Below are 20,686 nucleotides of genomic sequence, written 5' to 3'. Positions count from 1 at the left end.
CGCCCGGTTACATTCCGAACCCGGAAGCTAAGCCTTTCAGCGCCGATGGTACTGCAGGGGGGACCCTGTGGGAGAGTAGGACGCCGCCGAACAATCATTGTGGGAAAGCCCCGCACCTTCTGGTGCGGGGCTTTTCTGCGTTTACGGCACGGTGCGCTCTCCCTTTCGGGGGAGGCGCCTCGTGCCGTGCTCAGAGGCGGCCGGCGGCCTTCAGGGCGAGGTAGGCGTCTGCCAGGGCGGGGGCGAGAGCGTCAGGGGTGGCGTCGACGACCGTGACGCCGTGGCGCCGGAGCTGATCCGCCGTGCGGGCGCGCTGCGACTGGGTCTGGGTGGCCGCCGCTGCCTCGTAGACGCCTTCGATCGTGCCGCGGGCCCCGGCCATGCGCGTCACGTGGGGATCGGCCACGGAGGCGAGCAGGACGGTGTGGCGCTGGGCGAGCTGCGGGAGCACCGGGAGGAGGCCCTCCTCGATCGGAGCCGCGTCGAGGCTGGTCAGGAGGACGATCAGTGAGCGGCGCGGCGCGCGGGCCAGAGCCGTCGCGGCCAGCCCGCGGGCATCGGTCTCCACCAGCTCGGGTTCGAGCGGGGCGAGGGCGTTGACGACCGCCGGCAGGACGTCACCGGCGGAGCGGCCCTGCACCTGGGCGCGGAGCCTGCGGTCGTAGGCCAGGAGGTCCACACGGTCACCCGCACGGGACGCGAGTGCGGTGAGGAGGAGCGCGGCGTCCATGGAGGCGTCCAGGCGCGGGACGTCGCCGACGCGGCCGGCCGAGGTGCGGCCGGTGTCGAGGACGATCAGGATGTGGCGGTCGCGCTCGGGGCGCCAGGTGCGGACGGCGACGGCGCTCTGGCGGGCCGTGGCGCGCCAGTCGATCGAGCGGGTGTCGTCCCCGGGGACGTACTCGCGGAGGCTGTCGAACTCCGTGCCCTCGCCGCGGGTGAGCACGCTGGTGCGGCCGTCGAGCTCGCGGAGGCGGGCCAGGCGTGACGGCAGGTGCTTGCGGCTCGTGAAGGGCGGCAGGACGCGGACGGTCCAGGGCACCTCGTGGTGGCCCTGACGGGCCGCGAGGCCGAGGGGGCCGAAGGAACGGACCGTGATCCGTGCCGCCCGGCGGTCGCCGCGGCGGGTCGGGTGCAGGTGCGTGGCGAGGCGGCGGCGTTCGCCGGCCGGGACGGTCAACCGGCTGCGGGAGAAGGCCTGTTCGGTGCCGGGCAGCCAGCTGCTGGGCGGCCAGGCGTCGCGGAGCTGGGCGCGCAGGCGGCGACGGGACGGATTCGTGACGGTGAGCTGGACCTCGGCCTCGTCACCGAGTCGAACGGATGTGTCACCACTTCGGGTGAATTGGAGCGTTCGTACTGGCGCCGCCAGGGCGTAGTCGCACAGAATTGCGAGGGAGAGGGGCGCGTTCACCGCGAGCATCCCCGCCCAGCTGGGGGCGAGGATGCCGACGGGGAGCGATCCGAGGGCGGCGAGCAGCGCGGTTCGTCCGGTGAGGGCCATGGGGCGCCGTTCTCAGCGGGGTACGGGGACGTGGGCGAGGATTGAGTTGATGACGGAGTCGGGGGTGACCCCCTCCATCTCGGCCTCGGGCCGCAGGTGGATGCGATGACGCAGGGTGGGGAGAGCGAGGGCCTTCACATCGTCCGGGGTGACGTAGTCCCGGCCGGTGAGCCAGGCCCAGGCGCGGGCGGTGGAGAGCAGAGCGGTGGCACCTCGGGGGGAGACCCCGAGGGTGAGTGAGGGGGATTCACGCGTGGCACGACAGATATCGACGACATAGCCGGCGATCTCGGCGGAGACCGAGACCTTCGCGACGGCGTTCCGGGCTGCTTCGAGCTCGGCGGGGCCCGCGACGGGGCGCACGCCGGCGGCCTTCAGGTCGCGGGGGTCGAAGCCCTCGGCGTGACGGGTGAGCACATGGATCTCGTCCGCGCGTGAGGGCAGAGGGACCGTCAGCTTCAGCAGGAATCGGTCCAGTTGAGCCTCGGGGAGCGGGTAGGTGCCCTCGTACTCGACGGGGTTCTGGGTCGCGGCGACCAGGAACGGTTCCGGCAGGGCGCGCGGGGTGCCGTCGACCGTGACCTGACGTTCCTCCATCGCCTCCAGCAGGGAGGACTGGGTCTTCGGGGGCGTGCGGTTGATCTCGTCGGCGAGCAGCAGGTTGGTGAAGACCGGGCCGGGCTGGAAGGAGAACTCGGCGGTGCGGGTGTCGTAGACCAGGGAGCCGGTGACGTCGCTCGGCATCAGGTCGGGGGTGAACTGGACGCGCTTGGTGTCGAGTTCGAGTGCGGCCGCGAGCGTGCGGACCAGGAGGGTCTTGGCGACTCCGGGGACGCCTTCGAGAAGGACGTGGCCCCGGCAGAGCAGGGCGACGACGAGACCGGTGACGGCGGGGTCCTGGCCGACCACGGCCTTCGCGATCTCGGTGCGCAGGGCCTCCAGGGAGGCGCGGGCGCTGTCCGAGTCCGTGGCGGTCTCGGGGGTCGGGGCGCTCATGAGGTGCGTACCTCTCTTTCGAGGGCGTCGAGTTGGTCCGCCAGGCGGATGAGAGCGGCGTCGTCGGCGGGAGCCGGGCCGAAGAGGAGGTTCCCGGGGTCCGCGGTGGTCTCGGGGAGACGGGCGGAGAGTGCGGGGAGGAGGCGGTCGGGGGAGTGGGCGTCCTGGACGGGGACGCCGAGCAGGGGGGCGAGCCGGGTGCGGGTCGCGGTGCGCAGGACGGAGGAGGCGCGGTCGCGGGCGTTCGCCTTGCGGTAGAGGCGGGCGCGGCCCTCGGTGGCCTCGGAGGCGCGGAGCGCGACAGGGAGGTGCTCGGTGACCAACGGGCCGAGGCGGCGGCTGCGCCAGAGGGCGGCGAGCACGGCCGCGAGGGCGAGTTGGAGTGTGCCCCACAGCCAGCCGGAGGGGATGAGCGCGAGGAAGTTGCCCGTGGTGCCGTCGGCGGGAGTGTCGTCGGTCGCCGAGGCGTCCGAGAGGGAGGGGAGGTACCAGACGAGATGGGGCCGGGAACCGAGGAGTTGCAGGGCCAGCGAGGCGTTGCCCCGTTGGTCCAGGCGGGAGTTGTAGAGGATGTCGGGCGATCCGAGGAGGACCGTGTCTCCGGTGCCGCTTCCGGTGTCGGGGAGGCGGAGCAGGGTCGGGAGTCCGTCGGCGCGGTAGCAGGCCTCGGCGGTCGTGCCGGGGGAGGTCTCGTAGCGCTCGCCGCCGAGGTCGACGCTGCCGGCGCGGGTGGCGGCGGGCAGGGTGCAGGCGGGCGCGCGTTCCCTCACCGGGGCGCTCGGGGCGCCGGCGACCCCCGGGGCGAGGGTGGAGAGGGAGGCCGAGCCGGCCCCGACGAGGACCGTGCGGCCGGTGGAGCCTTCCATGGCCGAGCGGAGGGCGGCCTGCTGTGTGTCCGTCAGCAGGTCGGGGGTGGTGACCAGGAGGGTCGTTCCGGTGTCCGCGGGCGCGGTGGCCTCGGCGAGGGTGGTGGCGAGGGTGACGGTGACGCCGCGGGCCTTGAGGAGTTCGGCGACGGCTCGGCTGCCGTGGGGTTCGGCGGAGCGCGGGTCCAGGGCGCCGTGGCTGTCGGCGGAGCGGATCGTCGCCAGGGCGAGGCCGCCGGCCAGGACCAGGGCGAGGACGAGGGCCGCGCCGCGGACGCGGGTCCACACCTGGCGCGCGGTGGGAGCGGTCGAGGTGGTGCCGGTGACCGGTCGGCTCATGCGGGCGTCCCCGTGGAGGCGGTGTCGAGGGTGGGCCTGGTGCGCTCCAGGGCCACGTCCAGTTCCTCCAGGCGGCGGTACGCGGCCTCGTCGGCGGTGCGGCCGCCGTACGTGACGTCGTCGAAGGTGCGGGCCGCGAGGCGCAGGTCGTCCGCGTGGGACGGGAGGGAGCGGCCGGCTTCGGCGGCGGCCTCGTCGGCGGTGCGGCCGGGGCGGGGATCGAGGAGGGTGCGCTCTTCGAGGGAGCGGACGACGGCCCGCATCCGTTCCTGGACGGCCGCGTTCCAGCGGCCGGCGGAGGCGTGGCGTGCGGCGGCCGTCCGGTGGTCGCGGGCGGTGCGGGGGCCGTCGGCGAAGAGCGAGTCGCCGGCGCTGCCGGGGGCCCGGTGCGGGGTGCCGAGGCGCCACCAGAGGGCGCCGATCAGGGCGGCCGCGACCACGACGATCACGACGAGGCCGACGACGCCGCCCGGGGTGGCCCCCGAAGCGGCGCCGAAGAGGCCGTCGAGCCACTCCCAGAAGCGGTCGAGGCCGCGCTGGAGGAGGTTCGGGTCGTTCTGGTGGTACCTCGGATCGGACAGCTCCCGCTCCGCCGCCTCGCGGGCGGGGACGCGGGAGATGTCCAGCGGTGCGTCGCCGCCGGCGCGCAGCAGGGCCAGTGCCGCGGCCGTTCCCCCCGTGACCGTCACCGCATCAGCCCCCGACGGGGTCGGTGCCCGGTGTGGAGCCGTAGCCGGGGAGGCCCGCGGCCCGGGCCAGTTCGAGGTCCAGGGCTTCGCGGCGGATGCGCTGGTCCACGTAGAGGAGGACGGTCACGCCCGCCGAGATCGGGTAGGTGATGGCGCTGGTGATCACGCCGCCGATGCCCGTGACGATCAGGAACGGCCAGCCGAAGGTGGTGGAGGTGCCGGCGAGGAGGTTGGTGAAGCTCTCGCCGTCGACCGCGAAGCCGATGATCGTGAACGGGATCGCGATGATCATGGCGAAGAGGAAGATCAGCAGCTGCGTCAGCATGGTGATGCCGAAGATCCGCCACCACGCGCCCTGCACGAGCTTGGCCGAGCGCTTCAGCGACGGGACGACACCCCGGCGTTCCAGCATCAGGGCGGGCGAGGCGAGGCTGAAGCGGATCACCAGCCAGACGGCCACCACGATCGCTCCGAGACCTCCGAGGAAGGTGAGGGCGACGCCGATGGCGCCGCCGATCAGGAGTCCGGGGAGCAGGCCGACGGTCACGACGGCCGAGGCCATCGCCGCGATCAGCAGGGTCAGGCCCAGCAGCTGCAGCAGGCGCGGGCGGGCCTCCTGCCAGGCGGAGCCCAGCGAGACCGGGCGGCCGAGGATCGCACGGCTGATGACGACGGTCAGCAGGGCGGCGCTCACCAGCGAGGCCATCATCGTCACGAGGAGGGCCGGTCCCAGGCCGATCAGGGAGGTCTGGGCCGCGTCGAGCGACTGCTCCAGCTGCTCGGCGGGGGTGGCGTCGGCGTTGAGTTCCGGGGCCGCGGGCACGAGGTACCGCTCGGCCAGGATGTTGGCGATCTGGGAGATCACCGCGACCGTGACGCTGATGGTGAGGACCGTGCGCCAGTAGGTGCGGAGGGTCTTCACCGCGCCGTCGAGGATCTCGCCCATGCCCAGCGGGCGCAGCGGGACGATGCCGGGCTGCGCGGCCGGGGGCCTGCCCCAGTTGGCGTTCGGGGGCGGGGTGCCCCAGTTCTGGCCGGGGCCGGGAGGCGGGGTCCGGTCGGTCGGCGGGGACCACTGGCCGGCGGGCGGCTGGTCCTTCGACCACTGGGCGGAGCCGTTCGCGTCGGCAGGGGCGGAGGGGCCGGGAATCCGGGAGCCCTCCGGGCCGTCGGAGGGGGCGGATCCGGGCGAGGTCCAGCCCGGAGTGTCGTTCACGGTCGTCCACCTCGGAGGAATGGTCGCGGTGCCGGATCGGCGAACCGGCTCGGTCACGGCGGCCGACACCTGACGCGGCGACGGGCCGGGTGCCATCGTGCCACGCGGGGCCCGCCCGTGGGCCGGGCCCGTTGATCTCCTTCGTACGTTCGTCCGGACGGCACGCGCCGGGCGTCCCTGTGGCGGCGCGAGCGTCGAACCGGCGGGGATCATCACCCGTGCGCAGTGCGGGCAGTGCCGTTCCCGATCGGGGCCGTGGAACTGCTCCTGTGGGCAGGTCGGGCGTTCGCGTCAAGAGGTCCGGCTCTCCCCATGGGCTGCGCGAGGCGCCGCGGGGTACGGTTCTGCGCGACCACGGGGGACACGGGGGTGACATCCGTGACTGACATCAGCACCTACGGACACGGGCAGTGACCGACGGTTGATCAAGGACGTCTCCGCAGGTCAGTGAGGTATCTCACCAGCCGCCTTAGGACTGATACGGAAATGGGATGATGTCGATATGAAGGGACGCGTTCTTGTCGTCGACGACGACACCGCACTGGCCGAGATGCTCGGCATCGTGCTGCGGGGTGAAGGGTTCGAGCCGTCGTTCGTCGCGGACGGTGACAAGGCGCTTGCCGCTTTCAGAGAGGCCAAGCCCGACCTGGTGCTGCTGGACCTGATGCTGCCCGGAAGGGACGGCATCGAGGTGTGCCGGCTCATCAGGGCCGAGTCAGGTGTGCCGATCGTCATGCTCACGGCCAAGAGCGACACGGTCGACGTGGTCGTGGGCCTGGAGTCCGGCGCCGACGACTACATCGTGAAGCCGTTCAAGCCGAAGGAGCTCGTCGCCCGCATCAGGGCGCGGCTGCGGAGGTCCGAGGAGCCGGCTCCCGAGCAGCTCACCATCGGCGACCTCGTCATCGACGTGGCCGGGCACTCCGTGAAGCGGGACGGCCAGTCCATCGCCCTGACGCCGCTGGAGTTCGACCTGCTGGTCGCGCTGGCGCGCAAGCCGTGGCAGGTCTTCACCCGCGAGGTCCTCCTGGAGCAGGTCTGGGGCTACCGGCACGCGGCCGACACCCGGCTGGTGAACGTGCACGTCCAGCGGCTGCGCTCGAAGGTCGAGAAGGACCCCGAGCGCCCGGAGATCGTGGTGACCGTCCGAGGCGTCGGCTACAAGGCGGGACCGAGCTGACATGAGCGCAGGCAGTGCTGCTCCGAAGCCCGGGGACCCGGGAGTCCGTACGGGGCGGACTGCCGGACCGGGGCGGGGGGGCTCGCGTTTCGGCCGTCTGCTGCGTGGCGGACGGCTCTTCCGGGACGGGGTGCGCGGCGGACCGGTCCTCCGGCTCTTCGCGCGCTGGGTCCGCCGGCCGCTGCTGCCCGCCGTGCGGCTGTGGCGGCGGAACATCCAGCTCAGGATCGTCGCGGGCACCCTGCTGATGTCCCTCGGAGTGGTGCTGCTGCTCGGCATCGTCGTCATCGGACAGGTCCGCAACGGCCTGCTCGACGCCAAGGAGAGGGCCGCCCAGAGCCAGGCCGCCGGAGGGTTCTCCGCCGCCCAGGACCGGGCGGCGACCACGCCCTCGGCGCCCGGACAGCAGGACGGCGGACGGGCCGGCGCCTCCGTGAACTGGCGCTCCACGCTGGTCGAGCAGCTCGCCAGCGGCGGTCAGAGCGCGTTCAACGTGGTCGCGCTCTCCCTCGACACCGGTGACACCGCGAGCCGTGGCGCCCGCGCCTCCGGCGAGGTCGACCCGACCACGAGCATCCCCGTCGAGCTGCGGCACTCGGTCGCCCTGGGCACCGGGACCTACCAGAAGTTCACGCGGATCCACTACACCAGCGGCAAGGCGTCCGAGCCCGGCCTGGTGATCGGCAAGCGGCTCAACGACGCCGACGGCGACCAGTACGAGCTGTACTACCTCTTCCCGCTGACCCAGGAGGAGGACTCCCTCACCCTGGTCAAGACCACCCTCGCGACGGCAGGGCTCTTCGTCTGCGTCCTGCTCGGCGCCATCGCCTGGCTCATGGTGCGCCAGGTCGTCACGCCCGTACGGATGGCCGCGGGGATCGCCGAACGGCTCTCGGCCGGGCGGCTCCAGGAACGCATGAAGGTCACCGGCGAGGACGACATCGCGCGCCTCGGCGAGGCCTTCAACAAGATGGCCTCCAACCTCCAGCTCAAGATCCAGCAGCTGGAGGAGCTGTCGCGGATGCAGCGGCGGTTCGTCTCCGACGTCTCGCACGAGCTGCGCACGCCGCTGACCACCGTCCGGATGGCCGCCGACGTCATCCACGAGGCCCGCGTCGACTTCGATCCGATCACCGCACGCTCCGCCGAACTCCTCGGCGACCAGCTCGACCGTTTCGAGTCGCTGCTCTCCGACCTCCTGGAGATCAGCCGCTTCGACGCGGGCGCGGCGGCGCTGGAGGCCGAGCCGATCGACCTGCGCCAGGTCGTCCGCCGGGTCATCGGCGGCGCCGAACCCCTCGCCGAGCGCAAGGGCACCCGGATCGTGGTCCTCGGGGACCAGCAGCCCGTGGTGGCCGAGGCGGACGCCCGCCGGGTCGAGCGGGTGCTGCGGAACCTCGTGGTCAACGCCGTCGAGCACGGCGAGGGCCGGGACGTGATCGTGAAGCTCGCCGCCGCGGGCGGGGCGGTCGCCGTCGCCGTCCGCGACTACGGCGTCGGACTCAAGCCGGGCGAGGCCACCCGGGTCTTCAACCGCTTCTGGCGCGCCGACCCCGCACGCGCGCGCACCACCGGCGGCACGGGCCTCGGCCTGTCGATCGCCGTCGAGGACGCGCGGCTGCACGGCGGCTGGCTCCAGGCCTGGGGCGAGCCGGGCGGCGGCTCCCAGTTCCGGCTGACCCTTCCGCGCACCGCGGACGAGCCGCTGCGGGGCTCCCCGATCCCCCTGGAGCCCGAGGACTCACGGCGCAACCGCGAGCAGGCGGCCGCCGGACGCGACCAGGAGAGCGGCCGGCTCACCTCGGTGCCGGCGCAGCCCGTCGGGGACCGGCCGGTACTCGCCGTACCGCCGAGACTGCCCGCGTCACCGGGGGCGACCGTCGACCCGACGGCGCTGCCCGGCAGCGGCGCACGGGTCGTGCCGAGGGCGGCGACGGACGGTGACGGCGGCGGGGCGGGCCCGGCGACATCCGGCGGGAACGGGCAACTGGAGCGGGAGGACGGGACACGTGGGCGCTGACTCCCGAGCGGAGCACGCGGGGCGGGGACGGAGCACACGCGCGATGGTGCTGGCCGCCTGCGGCGGGCTCCTCGTGACCGGGTGCGCGACCATGCCCGACAGCGGGGACGTACAGCCGGTGAGGGGGGCCGGCACGGGCGACTCGCAGGTGCGGGTCTACGCGGTGGCCCCCCGGGAGAACGCGGACCCGGACGAGATCGTCGACGGCTTCCTGGAAGCCATGACCAGTGACGACCCCGGCTTCTCCACCGCCCGCAAGTACCTCACGAAGAAGGCCGCGCAGAGCTGGAGGCCGGAGCAGAGCATCACCGTGCTCACCACGGCGCCCGACCGCGAGCAGGCCGACCACAACGCCGACCCCGAGAACCAGGGGCGCGCCTTCCCGCTCCTCGGCCGCAAGATCGCGACCGTGGACGCCCGGCACGCCTACCAGCCGGTGAGTCCCGCCGAGTACACGCAGTCGATCCACGTCGTGCAGCAGCCGACGCCGAACGGCAAGGGCAAGGAGTGGCGCATCGACAGCCTCCCGCCCGGCCTGGTCCTCGGCGAGTCCGACTTCCTGCGCAACTACCGGTCGGTCAACAAGTACTACTTCGCCTCCGGGGAGGACTGGGTCGTCGCCGACCCCGTCTACATCCGGCAGCGGCAGGACCCCGTCACCCGGATGGATCCGGTGACGCAGACGGTCAAGGCGCTCCTCGAAGGCCCGACGAACTGGCTGAAGCCGGCCGTCGACTCGCAGTTCCCCTCCGGTACGGAGCTGAAGAGCGGCGTCACCACCCTGACCACGGACGACCAGTCCACCCTGCGGGTGCCGCTCAACCGCAAGGCGGACCGGGCCAGCGGCGAGGCGTGCCGGCGGATGGCCGCGCAGCTGCTGTTCACCCTGCGCGACCTGACCTCCGTCAACGTGGAGCAGGTCGAACTCCTCGGTTCGGGCGGGCAGTCGCTGTGCCGGCTGGGCCGCGGGCAGGCGGTCGAGTTCGCCGCCGTGCGGAACACCGACCGCGACGAGAACCCGTACTTCGTCGACGAGCAGGGCAGGCTGATGATGCTCCTCGTCGGCGCCAAGGAGACGAACGCGCCGATGGAGGTGCCGGGCCCGTTCGGCAAGGGCACGGTGCCGCTCCGCTCGGTCGCCGTCGACCGGGGCGAGACCCGGGCCGCCGGGGTCGGGCAGACCGGCCGCGAGCTGTACGTCGCCTCCATCAGCGCCGAGCAGGATCCGCTGCCGCCGGTCCTGACCAGCCGCGCCGCCAAGCCGGCCGACCGGCTGTCCGCGCCCAGCTGGGACGGCAGGGGCGATCTGTGGGTCGCCGACCGGGACCCCGCCGCGCCCCAGCTGTGGATGGTGCCGGACGGCACCGGTCACCCCGTCAAGGTCCGCACGCCGTGGCTGGGGGACGACGCCCGCATCGACTCCCTGAGGGTCTCCGCGGACGGTGTACGGATCGCCCTGGTGGTCACGCGCGGCGAGCGCACGACCCTGCAGATCGGGCGGATCCAGCGGCAGAACACGGGCGAGGAGCCCGTCGTGTCCGTCCTGGACCTCCAGCCCGCCGCGCCCCGGATGGAGTCGGTCACGGCCGTCTCCTGGGCGGGGCCGAGCCGCCTCGTCGTGGTCGGCAAGGAAGCGGGCGGCGTCCAGCAGATCCGCTACCTCCAGACCGACGGATCGACCTCGCCGACCTCGGTGCTCCCCGGTCTGAACGGGGTGACCTCGGTGGCGGCTCCGCACACGGACCGGGCGCCGGTGGTGGCCGACTCCGGCAACGACGGCATCGTCCGGCTGGCGCCGGGGACGAACTGGCAGCCGGTGGCGAAGAAGGGCTTCTCGCCGGTCTATCCGGGATAGCCCGCCGGGAGGCGCCCACCTGACGTACTCCGGGGGGTTCCGCGGGTTTTCCACAGGGGTGGCCGGGCGGGTCCCGGAGGCGCACAGTGGAGCCATGCGGGGGTGGTGGCGCGAGATCGCGGGACTGGTGCTGCCGGTCGCCTGCGGAGGCTGCGGCAGACCGCGGGCGGAGGTGTGCGCGGTCTGCGCGGACGCGCTCGCGGGGACGGCGCCGCGCCGGGTCAGGCCCGCGCCCGAGCCCGCGGGGCTCCCCGTGGTGCACGCCGCCGCGCCGTACGCCGACGCCGTACGGGAGCTGCTCCTCGCCCACAAGGAGCGCGGAGCGCTGCCGCTGGCCGGACCCCTGGGCGGCGCCCTCGCCGGGGCCGTGGAGGCCGCTGCCGGGCCCTGGACGGGCTCGGAGGACCGCCCCCTGCTCCTCGTACCGGTGCCGTCCTCGCGGCGCTCCGTACGGGCGCGTGGCCACGATCCGACGCGGCGGATCGCGCTGGCCGCGGCGGCCCGGCTGCGGCGCGCGGGGAGGCCCGCGCGGGTCGTGCCCGTGCTGCGGCAGCGGCGCCAGGTGGCGGACCAGGCGGGGCTGGGGGCGCGCGGACGCCTCGCGAACCTGTCCGGGGCGCTGGAGGTCGCGCCGGGCGGCGCGCGGCTCCTGACGGCGGGAAGGGTGATCGTCGTGGACGACCTGATGACCACGGGCGCCTCGCTCGCGGAGGCGGCGCGCGCCCTCGGAGCCGTACACCGGCCGTTCATTCCTGGAATACCGCACGGTTTACCGGCCGGTTCGGCGCAGCGCGGAATCGAACAGCGGGCGGCGGCTGTGATCGCATCCTCTCCCGCTTCGTTCGAAATAAACCGGAACTCGTCGGAAACTTGGATCGTTGCAGGTGGTGAGAGGTGAAAGCACCCGTCCGGAGGTATGTCGCGGTACCGGGTGCCGACACCCGTCCGAAGGGGCTATGTTCGGTTGTGAGGAATGGCGAATGCCATCGCCTCACCAGGAATATGGTTGCGCCTACAGGACAGGAGTTCAGGGCGAATTAACCTCTTGTCGATGGGGTGGAGATCTCATCGGCGGGGCAGGAGGAGGGCGAAGTCGCCAAGTCCGAGCTCCGGTGACCGACCGGAGCTGGTGCAAAGGGAGATGCCCTGCGGCCAAGGAGCCGACCAGGGCGATCCGGGAACGGAGTTCTGCGTGGACATCGTCGTCAAGGGCCGCAAGACCGAGGTGCCCGAGCGGTTCCGCAAGCACGTGGCCGAGAAGCTGAAGCTGGAGAAGATCCAGAAGCTCGACGGCAAGGTGATCAGCCTCGACGTCGAGGTGTCCAAGGAGCACAACCCGCGGCAGGCCGACCGGTCCGACCGCGTGGAGATCACCCTCCACTCCCGAGGCCCGGTGATCCGGGCCGAAGCCGCGGCTGGCGACCCGTACGCAGCGCTCGACCTCGCCAGCGACAAGCTCGAGGCACGACTGCGCAAGCAGCACGACAAGCGGTACACCCGCCGTGGGAACGGCCGGCTGTCCGCCGCGGAGGTCGGGGAAGTGGTGCCCGGCGCCGCCAAGCTCAACGGAGACGGCCAACTGGCCGTCGACGAGACCGACAAGGTGCCCACCACGATGATGGGCTCCATCGAGGTCCAGGGCGAAGGCCCGCTCGTGGTCCGCGAGAAGACCCACGGGGCCGCACCGATGACGCTCGACCAGGCGCTCTACGAGATGGAGCTGGTCGGGCACGACTTCTATCTCTTCGTCGACTCCGACACCAAGCAGCCGAGCGTCGTCTACCGGCGACACGCCTACGACTACGGCGTCATCCACCTGGAGAGCGACCCGCTCGCCGAGGGCGGCGGCGCCGGCGGTGCGCTCGGCGGCTGATCCGTCGCCGCATCACCGCCTCCGAAACTGAGGTGTCCCTCTCGGTGCCCCTGGAGCGCACTTCGCGCCCCCAGGGGCACCCCCGTGCCCCCGTGGAACACCCCGCGGCCGCCGGGGCATGAAATCATGGCGTGCACGCCAACCGGTGCCGAACGCGTACGGGTTGGAGGACCGGAAACGAATTCAGGCCACGGCCTTCAGGGGGAGGAACGATGGCGGACAGCTTCGGGCCGGTGCTCAGCGGGCGCGAGCACGGTGGTGCGGTCCCGGGAGGATCGGAATCGGACAGCGGTGCATTCCGCAAGGAGCCGATCCGGGTCCTCGTCGTGGACGACCACGCCCTCTTCCGTCGCGGACTCGAGATCGTCCTCGCCCAGGAAGAGGACATTCAGGTGGTCGGCGAGGCGGGTGACGGGGCCGAGGCCGTCGACAAGGCCGCCGACCTGCTCCCCGACATCGTTCTGATGGACGTGCGGATGCCCCGGCGCGGCGGCATCGAGGCGTGCACCTCCATCAAGGAGGTGGCCCCCAGCGCGAAGATCATCATGCTGACGATCAGCGACGAGGAGGCCGACCTCTACGAGGCGATCAAGGCGGGCGCCACCGGCTACCTCCTCAAGGAGATCTCCACCGACGAGGTCGCCACGGCGATCCGCGCGGTCGCCGACGGCCAGTCGCAGATCAGCCCGTCGATGGCGTCCAAGCTGCTCACCGAGTTCAAGTCGATGATCCAGCGCACCGACGAGCGCCGGCTCGTGCCCGCGCCCCGGCTGACCGACCGCGAGCTGGAGGTCCTCAAGCTCGTCGCGACCGGGATGAACAACCGGGACATCGCCAAGGAACTCTTCATCTCCGAGAACACGGTGAAGAACCACGTCCGGAACATCCTGGAGAAGCTGCAGCTGCACTCCCGGATGGAGGCCGTGGTCTACGCGATGCGGGAGAAGATCCTGGAGATCCGCTGACCTTCGGGCGCGGGGCGTCCTGCCGGGGGTCCGGGGGTCGCCCCCCGGGGGATGCAGCATCTCCGAGAACACGGTGAAGAACCACGTGCGGAACATCCTGGAGAAGCTGCAGCTGCACTCTCGGATGGAGGCCGTGGTCTACGCGATGCGGGAGAAGATCCTGGAGATCCGCTGACCCTCAGGCGAGGGACTTGACCAGCTCGGGCGCCAGCTCCGGGCGGTCCACGCGCTCCACCGTCACCGCGTCGCAGCCCACCCACGCGGCCGCCTCGCGCAGCGCCCGCGCCACCGCGGGCACCGCCTTGGGGCCGTCCAGCGAGACCTGCTTCGCCACCAGCGTCCGGCCCTCCCGGGCCGGGTCCACCCGGCCGACCAGTCGGCCGCCCGCCAGCACCGGCATCGCGAAGTAGCCGTGGACCCGCTTCTGCTTCGGCACGTACGCCTCCAGGCGGTGCGTGAAGCCGAAGATCCGCTCCGTGCGCGCCCGCTCCCAGATCAGCGAGTCGAACGGCGAGAGCAGCGTCGTGCGGTGCCGGCCGCGCGGCTCGGCTGCCAGCGCTGCCGGATCCGCCCAGGCGGGCTTCCCCCAGCCCGCGACCGTCACCGGCACCAGACCCGAGGCCTCCACCGCCGCGTCGAACTGCTCGCCCTTGATGCGGTGGTAGTCCGCGATGTCCGCGCGCGTGCCCACGCCGAGAGCCTCGCCCGCCTGCCGCACCAGGCGCCGCACGCACTCGGCGTCGTCCAGGTCGTCATGGAGGAGCGCCCGCGGGATCGCCCGCTCGGCCAGGTCGTACACCCGCTTCCAGCCGCGCCGCTCGGTGACGACCACCTCGCCGTACATCAGCGCCCGCTCGACGGCGATCTTGGAGTCGGACCAGTCCCACCACTCGCCCTTGTTCTTCGCGCCGCCCAGCTCGGTCGCCGTCAGCGGCCCCTGGTCGCGCAGCTGGTCGATCACCTTGTCGTACGCCCCGGCCGACAGCTCGTGGCCCCAGTGCGGGCGGTCGCGGTAGGCGCGCCGCCGGAACGCGAAGTGCGGCCACTCCTCGACCGGCAGGACGCAGGCGGCGTGCGACCAGTACTCGAAGGCGTGGGAACCCGTCCAGTACGCGTCCTCCACCGCCGGGCGGCCCACGGCGCCCAGCCGGGCGTACGGAATGAGCTCGTGCGAGCGGGCGAGGACCGAGATGGTGTCGAGCTGGACCTGGCCCAGCGACCGGAGGACCCCGCGCACTCCGGCCCTGCGGTCGGGCGCGCCCAGGAACCCCTGGGCACGCAGGGCGATCCTGCGGGCTTCGTCGGCGGACAGTTCGGCGGCGGGGCGCGGCGCAGTCGTCATGGACCGCACCCTAGGCCCCGGCACTGACACCGGGCCCGGTGTCAGTCGCCGGTGGAGCGCTCCGGGGCGGGGAGGTACGGCAGGGGGCTGGGCAGGCCGAAGTCGGAGGGCAGCAGGGCGCCGACCCAGGCGTCGCGGAGTGTGCCCTTGTTGGCGAGCCCGGCCCGCTGCACGCCCTCGACGACGAATCCGGCCCGCTCGGCCACCGCGCGCGAGGCGGCGTTCCCGGCCTCGGCGCGCCAGATCAGGCGGGTGCAGCCCAGGCCGGTGAAGGCCCAGTGGGCGAGCGCGCGGACGATCTCCGTCATGTGTCCGGCGCCGCGGTGCTCCTTCGCCAGCCAGTAGCCGATCTCCCAGGCGCCCTGGCCGCGGCTGGTCAGAGCGGCCGCGGCGAGCAGCGGTCCGCCTTCCACGGGTTCGGCGGCGAAGGCGTACTCGGTGTCGTCGCGCCAGCCGTCCGGGACCAGCCGGTGGACGAAGAGCTCGGCGTCCTCCCGCTTGTACGGGGAGGGCACGACGGTCCAGCGCTGGATGTCGGGGTCCTGGCAGATCTCGTACACCGCGTCGGCGTCCTCGGGGACGAAGGCGCGCAGCCGCAGGCGGTCTGTGGTGAGGATGATGGGATCCATGCCGGGATTGTGGTGACCGCGGGCGCCGGAAGCGAACACTTTTCGGGTGGGGCGGCACCTTCCGCCCACCTCGTGCGTTCTCTTTGCGGGCGGACGTACGGCTCGGGCACTGCGGGCCTCCCTGCGCGAGGGCGGTCTCGCTTACGATGGCCGTTGCGGTGGGGACCACCTGCCGTGCCCGCGCTCGCGTCCATCACAAGACCCAGTGCCAGGCCCGACCGGCAAGGAGACCAGCCTCAGTGTCCGTCTTCAACAAGCTCATGCGTGCAGGCGAAGGCAAGATCCTGCGCAAACTGCACCGCATCGCGGACCAGGTCAACTCCATCGAAGAGGACTTCGTCAACCTCTCCGACGCCGACCTGCGGGCGCTCACCGAGGAGTACAAGCAGCGGTACGCCGACGGCGAGAGCCTCGACGACCTGATGCCCGAGGCCTTCGCGACCGTCCGCGAGGCCGCCAAGCGCGTCCTCGGCCAGCGCCACTACGACGTCCAGCTGATGGGCGGCGCCGCCCTGCACCTCGGCCACGTCGCCGAGATGAAGACCGGTGAGGGCAAGACCCTCGTCGGTACCCTCCCGGCGTACCTCAACGCGCTCTCCGGCAAGGGCGTGCACCTGATCACGGTCAACGACTACCTGGCCGAGCGCGACTCCGAGCTCATGGGCCGGGTCCACAAGTTCCTCGGCCTGACCGTCGGCTGCATCCTGGCCAACATGACGCCGGCCCAGCGCCGCGAGCAGTACGGCTGCGACATCACGTACGGCACGAACAACGAGTTCGGCTTCGACTACCTGCGCGACAACATGGCGTGGTCCCAGGACGAGCTCGTCCAGCGCGGCCACAACTTCGCCTGTGTCGACGAGGTCGACTCCATCCTCGTCGACGAGGCCCGTACGCCGCTGATCATCTCCGGCCCCGCCGACCAGGCGACCAAGTGGTACGGCGACTTCGCCAAGCTCGTCACGCGTCTGAGCAAGGGCGAGCCCGGCAACCCGCTCAAGGGCATCGAGGAGACCGGCGACTACGAGGTCGACGAGAAGAAGCGCACCGTCGCGATCCACGAGGCGGGCGTCGCCAAGGTCGAGGACTGGCTGGGCATCGACAACCTCTACGAGTCGGTCAACACCCCTCTCGTCGGCTACCTGAACAACGCCATCAAGGCGAAGGAGCTGTTCAAGAAGGACAAGGACTACGTCGTCATGGACGGCGAAGTCATGATCGTCGACGAGCACACCGGCCGTATCCTCGCCGGCCGCCGCTACAACGAGGGCATGCACCAGGCGATCGAGGCGAAGGAAGGGGTGGCGATCAAGGACGAGAACCAGACGCTCGCCACGATCACCCTCCAGAACTTCTTCCGCCTCTACTCGAAGCTGTCCGGCATGACCGGTACGGCCATGACCGAGGCCGCCGAGTTCCACCAGATCTACAAGCTCGGCGTCGTCCCGATCCCGACGAACCGGCCGATGATCCGCAAGGACCAGTCGGACCTGATCTACCGGACCGAGGTCGCCAAGTTCGCCGCCGTCGTCGACGACATCGCGGAGAAGCACGAGAAGGGTCAGCCGATCCTCGTCGGCACGACCTCCGTCGAGAAGTCCGAGTACCTCTCGCAGCAGCTCTCCAAGCGCGGCATCCAGCACGAGGTCCTCAACGCCAAGCACCACGAGCGCGAGGCCAGCATCGTCGCCCAGGCCGGCCGCCGCGGCGCCGTCACGGTCGCCACGAACATGGCCGGCCGCGGTACGGACATCAAGCTCGGCGGCAACCCGGACGACCTCGCCGAGGCCGAGCTGCGCCAGGCGGGCCTGGACCCGGTGGAGCACGTCGAGGAGTGGGCCGCGGCCCTGCCCGGCGCCCTGGAGCGTGCCGAGAAGGCCGTGAAGGCGGAGTTCGAGGAGGTCAAGGACCTCGGCGGTCTGTACGTCCTCGGCACCGAGCGCCACGAGTCGCGCCGGATCGACAACCAGCTGCGCGGTCGTTCCGGCCGTCAGGGCGACCCGGGCGAGTCCCGCTTCTACCTGTCGCTCGGTGACGACCTGATGCGTCTGTTCAAGGCGCAGATGGTCGAGCGCGTGATGGCCATGGCCAACGTTCCGGACGACGTCCCGATCGAGAACAAGATGGTCACCCGCGCCATCGCCTCCGCGCAGTCCCAGGTCGAGACCCAGAACTTCGAGACCCGTAAGAACGTCCTGAAGTACGACGAGGTCCTCAACCGGCAGCGCGAGGTCATCTACGGCGAGCGCCGCCGCGTCCTGGAGGGCGAGGACCTGCACGAGCAGGTGCAGCACTTCATGGACGACACGATCGACGACTACATCCGCCAGGAGACGGCCGAGGGCTTCGCGGAGGAGTGGGACCTCGACCGTCTGTGGAACGCCTTCAAGCAGCTCTACCCGGTGAAGGTGACCGTGGACGAGCTGGAGGACGCGGCCGGGGACCGGGCGGGCATCACCGCCGAGTTCATCGCCGAGTCCATCAAGGACGACATCCACGAGCAGTACGAGACGCGCGAGAAGCAGCTCGGCTCGGACATCATGCGTGAGCTGGAGCGGCGCGTGGTCCTCTCGGTCCTCGACCGCAAGTGGCGCGAGCACCTCTACGAGATGGACTACCTCCAGGAGGGCATCGGCCTGCGCGCGATGGCGCAGAAGGACCCGCTGGTCGAGTACCAGCGCGAGGGCTTCGACATGTTCACCGCCATGATGGAGGGCATCAAGGAGGAGTCCGTCGGCTACCTGTTCAACCTGGAGGTCCAGGTCGAGCAGCAGGTCGAGGAGGTCCCCGTGCAGGCGTCCGCGCCGTCGCTGGACAAGCAGGACGCCGTTCCGGCGGCCGCCGGGCGTCCGGAGATCCGCGCGAAGGGGCTCGACGCCCCGCAGCGGCCGGACCGGCTGCACTTCTCCGCGCCGACCGTGGACGGGGACGGCGGTGTCGTCGAGGGCGACTTCGCCTCCGACGACGCGGACTCGGGCGACGGGCTGACCCGTGCCGAGCGGCGCAAGGCGCAGAAGAACGCGGGCGGCGGGCGTCGCCGCAAGAAGTGACGCGTCGGAACTGACGTGAAGGGGGGGTCGGTCGCCCGGTGGCGGCCGGCCCCTTCGTCATGGGTGGCGGGCGGCCGTGCCGAGGCCGTCCAGCTCCACGGCGGCGCAGCGCCAGCGCTGGTCCTCGCCGCGCTCCAGACGGAACGCCATGGCCCGCAGCCGGGCGCCGGTGGCGATGGTCGCGAAGGCTTCGAGAGCCGCCTGGGGCGCGTGCACCTGGACCGAGCAGCGCCGCAGGACCGGGCGGGGGCCGTGCGAGCGCAGGGGGGTCTGCGGGGCGAGCCGGACGAGCTGCTCGTACGCGTCGCCGACGGTGTGGCCGAGCATCCAGTGCACGGGGCGCTCCCCGCTGAGCACGGCGAGCAGGCGCTCGGCGAAGACGGTGTGCGGGGGGAGGGTGCGGGGCGCGGTGCGGGCGGGGCCGCCCTGGGCCGGGGTGCGGGGACGGGTCGCGTCCGTGCCGCGGGGGCGGGCACCGGCGGAGCCGCGCGGACGGGTGCCGGCCGGGCCGCCGGGGGCCGTGCGGGAGCGGGGCCGGGGGAGCGGGGAGGGCGTGGCGGTGAGCGTGGCGTTCATGACGGACCCCTGTCGTTGCGTAACCGCGTGGTACCAGCGAGTAACTTCCGTTGGGGATCTTGTACGGGGGGACTTCGCGGCCCCGCAAGGCGGTCGCGGCCGCGGGGCGGCGCCGAAACCGGATCACCTATCCGGGTGACGCGGTCGGAAATCGGTTCTTCGGCGGCTCGGCGGGCGGCCGTCGGCGGTGGACGGACGGCGAGTCCGGCCCGCCACCCCGAAGGGGGACTCCGCACGTATCCTGAGGGCCTCTCCGTCTACGAAAGCGGCCAGCCATGCGCGTCTACGTCCCCCTGACCCTCCCCGGTCTCGCACAGGCGCACAAGGCGGGCGAGCTGGCCCCCGGCCCCCTGACCGCCTACGCCGTCACCCCCGCGCTGCGCGAGTGGTACGTCTCCGACGACATCGAGGAGCTGGAGTACGCGGCGCTCAACCGGGCCGCCTCCGCCTCCCTGCGCCTCCTCGCCGGCGACCCCGAGGCGCCCCGGCGCCGGATCGTCGTCGCCGTCGACGTGGCCGACAAGGACGCGACCGTCGACCCCGACCGCGGGCTCGACGCCGGTTCGGTCGGCGAGGTCCGCATCGCCGGAGCCGTACCGCTGACCAGGGCCGCGGCCGTGCACGCCGACGCGGACGACGCCGAGGCCGACGTCACGGCGGCGGCGGGCGCGCTGGGCGCGGCGGACCAGGGCGACGACGACGCCCAGTTCGTCGTGGACGGCGCCGAGGACCACGAGCTCCTGTGGTTCGGCGTGCAGGAGATCCCCTCCCTGCTCGGCTGAGCCGCCGGGTACCGTCTCTCTCCATGGGGAAGCACGGAAAGCACCTGGTCTGGGACTGGAACGGCACACTGCTCGACGACATCGGCGCGGTGATCGGCGCGACGAACGCGTCCTTCGCCGAGCTCGGGCTCGAACCGATCACGCTGGAGCGGTACCGCGAGCTGTACACGGTGCCGGTGCCGAAGTTCTACGAGCGCCTGATGGGACGCCTGCCGACGGACGACGAATGGACCGTCATGGACGGGGCCTTCCACCGGCACTACTGGGAGCGCGCCGAGTCCTGCGGGCTCACCACCGGCGCCGCGGAGCTGCTCGCCGCACGGCAGGCGTCCGGGTTCACGCAGTCGCTGCTGTCGCTCGCGCCGCACGCCGAGCTGATACCGCTCGTGCGGCGGCACGGGATCGCCGAGCGGTTCGTCCGCATGGACGGGCGCGTGGACGCCTCGACGGACGGGAAGTCCGGGCACATGGTGCGGCACCTGGCCGCGCTGGCCATCCCCGCCGAGCGGGTGGTCGTCATCGGTGACGCGGCGGACGACGCCGTGGCCGCGGCGCACGTGGGGGCGCGGGCGGTGCTGTACACCGGCGGGTCGCACAGCCGGGCCTCGCTGGAGCGCGTCGGGGTGCCGGTGGTCGACTCGCTCGCCGAGGCCGTCGCCGTGGCGGAGGAACTGGTCCAGTAGCGTCCCGGGGCCCCGGGGGGGGGGGGGGGGCGCCCCCCCCGCCCCCGCGCCCCCCCGCCCCCCCCCCCCCCCCCCCGGCCGCGGCCGAGTACCCCAAACACACCCGCGCGGGGGGGGGGCGCGG

General features: G+C 72.4%; 17 protein-coding genes, 1 rRNA gene and 1 pseudogene. 11 read left to right on the top strand and 8 right to left on the bottom strand.

Annotation, left to right across the window (positions count from 1 at the left end; all coding sequences use genetic code 11):
- Positions 1-92, top strand: a 5S ribosomal RNA gene (gene rrf, locus ACFV2S_RS32235); the annotation flags it as partial.
- 98 nt (positions 93-190) lie between these two features.
- On the opposite strand, the gene ACFV2S_RS32230 is transcribed toward rrf, so the two are convergent.
- Genes ACFV2S_RS32230 through ACFV2S_RS32210 form a run of 5 tightly spaced genes read right to left on the bottom strand, consistent with a single transcriptional unit; the run spans position 191 to position 5,607 of the window.
- A complete protein-coding gene (locus ACFV2S_RS32230) occupies positions 191-1,501 on the bottom strand; it encodes a DUF58 domain-containing protein (RefSeq protein WP_385567255.1) in 1,311 nt (436 codons plus the stop codon).
- A gap of 12 nt (positions 1,502-1,513) precedes the next feature.
- Entirely contained in the window at positions 1,514-2,497 is a 984-nt protein-coding gene (locus ACFV2S_RS32225) for an AAA family ATPase (RefSeq protein ID WP_376514050.1), read from the bottom strand.
- Positions 2,494-3,702 (bottom strand): DUF4350 domain-containing protein, encoded by a 1,209-nt coding sequence (locus ACFV2S_RS32220; RefSeq protein ID WP_385567248.1) that lies wholly within the window; start codon positions 3,700-3,702, stop codon positions 2,494-2,496. Before ACFV2S_RS32220 ends, ACFV2S_RS32225 begins: the two co-directional genes overlap by 4 nt.
- The gene (locus ACFV2S_RS32215; protein WP_385567243.1) at positions 3,699-4,391 is read right to left on the bottom strand and encodes a DUF4129 domain-containing protein; all 693 of its coding nucleotides are present in this window, start codon (positions 4,389-4,391) and stop codon (positions 3,699-3,701) included. The genes ACFV2S_RS32220 and ACFV2S_RS32215 overlap by 4 nt, the downstream gene beginning before the upstream one ends.
- Before the next feature lie 4 nt (positions 4,392-4,395).
- The gene (locus ACFV2S_RS32210) at positions 4,396-5,607 is read right to left on the bottom strand and encodes a hypothetical protein (protein ID WP_385567241.1); all 1,212 of its coding nucleotides are present in this window, start codon (positions 5,605-5,607) and stop codon (positions 4,396-4,398) included.
- A gap of 502 nt (positions 5,608-6,109) precedes the next feature.
- On the opposite strand from ACFV2S_RS32210, the gene mtrA reads away from it, so the two are divergent.
- The 7 genes and pseudogenes from mtrA to ACFV2S_RS32175 all read left to right on the top strand — a co-directional run.
- Positions 6,110-6,787 carry a two-component system response regulator MtrA gene (mtrA, locus tag ACFV2S_RS32205; protein WP_010356958.1) on the top strand — a complete coding sequence of 226 codons (678 nt, stop codon included), beginning with the start codon at positions 6,110-6,112 and terminating at the stop codon, positions 6,785-6,787.
- A 1-nt stretch (position 6,788) separates the two neighbouring features.
- Positions 6,789-8,807, top strand: a complete 2,019-nt coding sequence (mtrB, locus tag ACFV2S_RS32200) for an MtrAB system histidine kinase MtrB (protein ID WP_385567234.1) — start codon at positions 6,789-6,791, stop codon at positions 8,805-8,807.
- Between the two features lie 43 nt (positions 8,808-8,850).
- The gene (locus ACFV2S_RS32195; protein ID WP_385567230.1) at positions 8,851-10,662 is read left to right on the top strand and encodes an LpqB family beta-propeller domain-containing protein; all 1,812 of its coding nucleotides are present in this window, start codon (positions 8,851-8,853) and stop codon (positions 10,660-10,662) included.
- A 94-nt stretch (positions 10,663-10,756) separates the two neighbouring features.
- Complete coding sequence (locus tag ACFV2S_RS32190; RefSeq protein ID WP_385567227.1) at positions 10,757-11,560, top strand: ComF family protein; 804 nt, start codon at positions 10,757-10,759, stop codon at positions 11,558-11,560.
- A 294-nt stretch (positions 11,561-11,854) separates the two neighbouring features.
- On the top strand, positions 11,855-12,535 hold the full coding sequence (gene hpf, locus ACFV2S_RS32185; protein ID WP_376514039.1) for a ribosome hibernation-promoting factor, HPF/YfiA family: 681 nt from the start codon (positions 11,855-11,857) through the stop codon (positions 12,533-12,535).
- Between the two features lie 212 nt (positions 12,536-12,747).
- Entirely contained in the window at positions 12,748-13,500 is a 753-nt protein-coding gene (locus ACFV2S_RS32180; protein ID WP_385567221.1) for a response regulator, read from the top strand.
- Positions 13,501-13,558: 58 nt separating this feature from the next.
- A pseudogene (locus ACFV2S_RS32175) lies at positions 13,559-13,675 on the top strand (response regulator transcription factor); the annotation flags it as partial.
- Between the two features lie 3 nt (positions 13,676-13,678).
- On the opposite strand, the gene ACFV2S_RS32170 reads toward ACFV2S_RS32175, so the two are convergent.
- Entirely contained in the window at positions 13,679-14,842 is a 1,164-nt protein-coding gene (locus ACFV2S_RS32170; protein ID WP_385567217.1) for a winged helix-turn-helix domain-containing protein, read from the bottom strand.
- Between the two features lie 41 nt (positions 14,843-14,883).
- Positions 14,884-15,471 (bottom strand): GNAT family N-acetyltransferase, encoded by a 588-nt coding sequence (locus ACFV2S_RS32165; RefSeq protein WP_385567213.1) that lies wholly within the window; start codon positions 15,469-15,471, stop codon positions 14,884-14,886.
- A 239-nt stretch (positions 15,472-15,710) separates the two neighbouring features.
- Here ACFV2S_RS32165 and secA point away from each other — a divergent pair, with 239 nt between their 5' ends.
- Entirely contained in the window at positions 15,711-18,521 is a 2,811-nt protein-coding gene (gene secA, locus ACFV2S_RS32160; RefSeq protein WP_385567209.1) for a preprotein translocase subunit SecA, read from the top strand.
- A 57-nt stretch (positions 18,522-18,578) separates the two neighbouring features.
- Here the strand turns inward: secA and ACFV2S_RS32155 are convergent, their stop codons facing one another.
- The gene (locus ACFV2S_RS32155) at positions 18,579-19,097 is read right to left on the bottom strand and encodes an Rv3235 family protein (protein WP_385567206.1); all 519 of its coding nucleotides are present in this window, start codon (positions 19,095-19,097) and stop codon (positions 18,579-18,581) included.
- Between the two features lie 275 nt (positions 19,098-19,372).
- On the opposite strand from ACFV2S_RS32155, the gene ACFV2S_RS32150 reads away from it, so the two are divergent.
- Together ACFV2S_RS32150 and ACFV2S_RS32145 are read left to right on the top strand one after the other, a co-directional pair.
- Complete coding sequence (locus ACFV2S_RS32150) at positions 19,373-19,879, top strand: DUF6912 family protein (RefSeq protein WP_385567202.1); 507 nt, start codon at positions 19,373-19,375, stop codon at positions 19,877-19,879.
- Between the two features lie 23 nt (positions 19,880-19,902).
- A complete protein-coding gene (locus ACFV2S_RS32145) occupies positions 19,903-20,562 on the top strand; it encodes an HAD family hydrolase (protein WP_385567198.1) in 660 nt (219 codons plus the stop codon).
- Positions 20,563-20,686: the final 124 nt, after the last annotated feature.

Source organism: Streptomyces sp. NPDC059695 (genome assembly GCF_042733785.1).
Lineage (GTDB): Bacteria > Actinomycetota > Actinomycetes > Streptomycetales > Streptomycetaceae > Streptomyces.
The sequence above is the reverse complement of the archived record's forward strand: the minus strand, read 5'-3'. Positions and strand labels throughout refer to the sequence as shown.

What these genes read in the sequence shown, in the direction of transcription:
- mtrA (WP_010356958.1), top strand. Translation starts at nt 6,110, where the DNA reads ATGAAGGGACGCGTTCTTGTCGTCGACGACGACACCGCACTGGCCGAG.
- ACFV2S_RS32155 (WP_385567206.1), bottom strand. Translation starts at nt 19,097, where the DNA reads ATGAACGCCACGCTCACCGCCACGCCCTCCCCGCTCCCCCGGCCCCGC.
- ACFV2S_RS32145 (WP_385567198.1), top strand. Translation starts at nt 19,903, where the DNA reads ATGGGGAAGCACGGAAAGCACCTGGTCTGGGACTGGAACGGCACACTG.
- ACFV2S_RS32225 (WP_376514050.1), bottom strand. Translation starts at nt 2,497, where the DNA reads ATGAGCGCCCCGACCCCCGAGACCGCCACGGACTCGGACAGCGCCCGC.
- ACFV2S_RS32165 (WP_385567213.1), bottom strand. Translation starts at nt 15,471, where the DNA reads ATGGATCCCATCATCCTCACCACAGACCGCCTGCGGCTGCGCGCCTTC.
- mtrB (WP_385567234.1), top strand. Translation starts at nt 6,789, where the DNA reads ATGAGCGCAGGCAGTGCTGCTCCGAAGCCCGGGGACCCGGGAGTCCGT.
- ACFV2S_RS32230 (WP_385567255.1), bottom strand. Translation starts at nt 1,501, where the DNA reads ATGGCCCTCACCGGACGAACCGCGCTGCTCGCCGCCCTCGGATCGCTC.
- ACFV2S_RS32150 (WP_385567202.1), top strand. Translation starts at nt 19,373, where the DNA reads ATGCGCGTCTACGTCCCCCTGACCCTCCCCGGTCTCGCACAGGCGCAC.
- ACFV2S_RS32220 (WP_385567248.1), bottom strand. Translation starts at nt 3,702, where the DNA reads ATGAGCCGACCGGTCACCGGCACCACCTCGACCGCTCCCACCGCGCGC.
- ACFV2S_RS32190 (WP_385567227.1), top strand. Translation starts at nt 10,757, where the DNA reads ATGCGGGGGTGGTGGCGCGAGATCGCGGGACTGGTGCTGCCGGTCGCC.
- ACFV2S_RS32195 (WP_385567230.1), top strand. Translation starts at nt 8,851, where the DNA reads ATGGTGCTGGCCGCCTGCGGCGGGCTCCTCGTGACCGGGTGCGCGACC.
- ACFV2S_RS32170 (WP_385567217.1), bottom strand. Translation starts at nt 14,842, where the DNA reads ATGACGACTGCGCCGCGCCCCGCCGCCGAACTGTCCGCCGACGAAGCC.
- ACFV2S_RS32180 (WP_385567221.1), top strand. Translation starts at nt 12,748, where the DNA reads ATGGCGGACAGCTTCGGGCCGGTGCTCAGCGGGCGCGAGCACGGTGGT.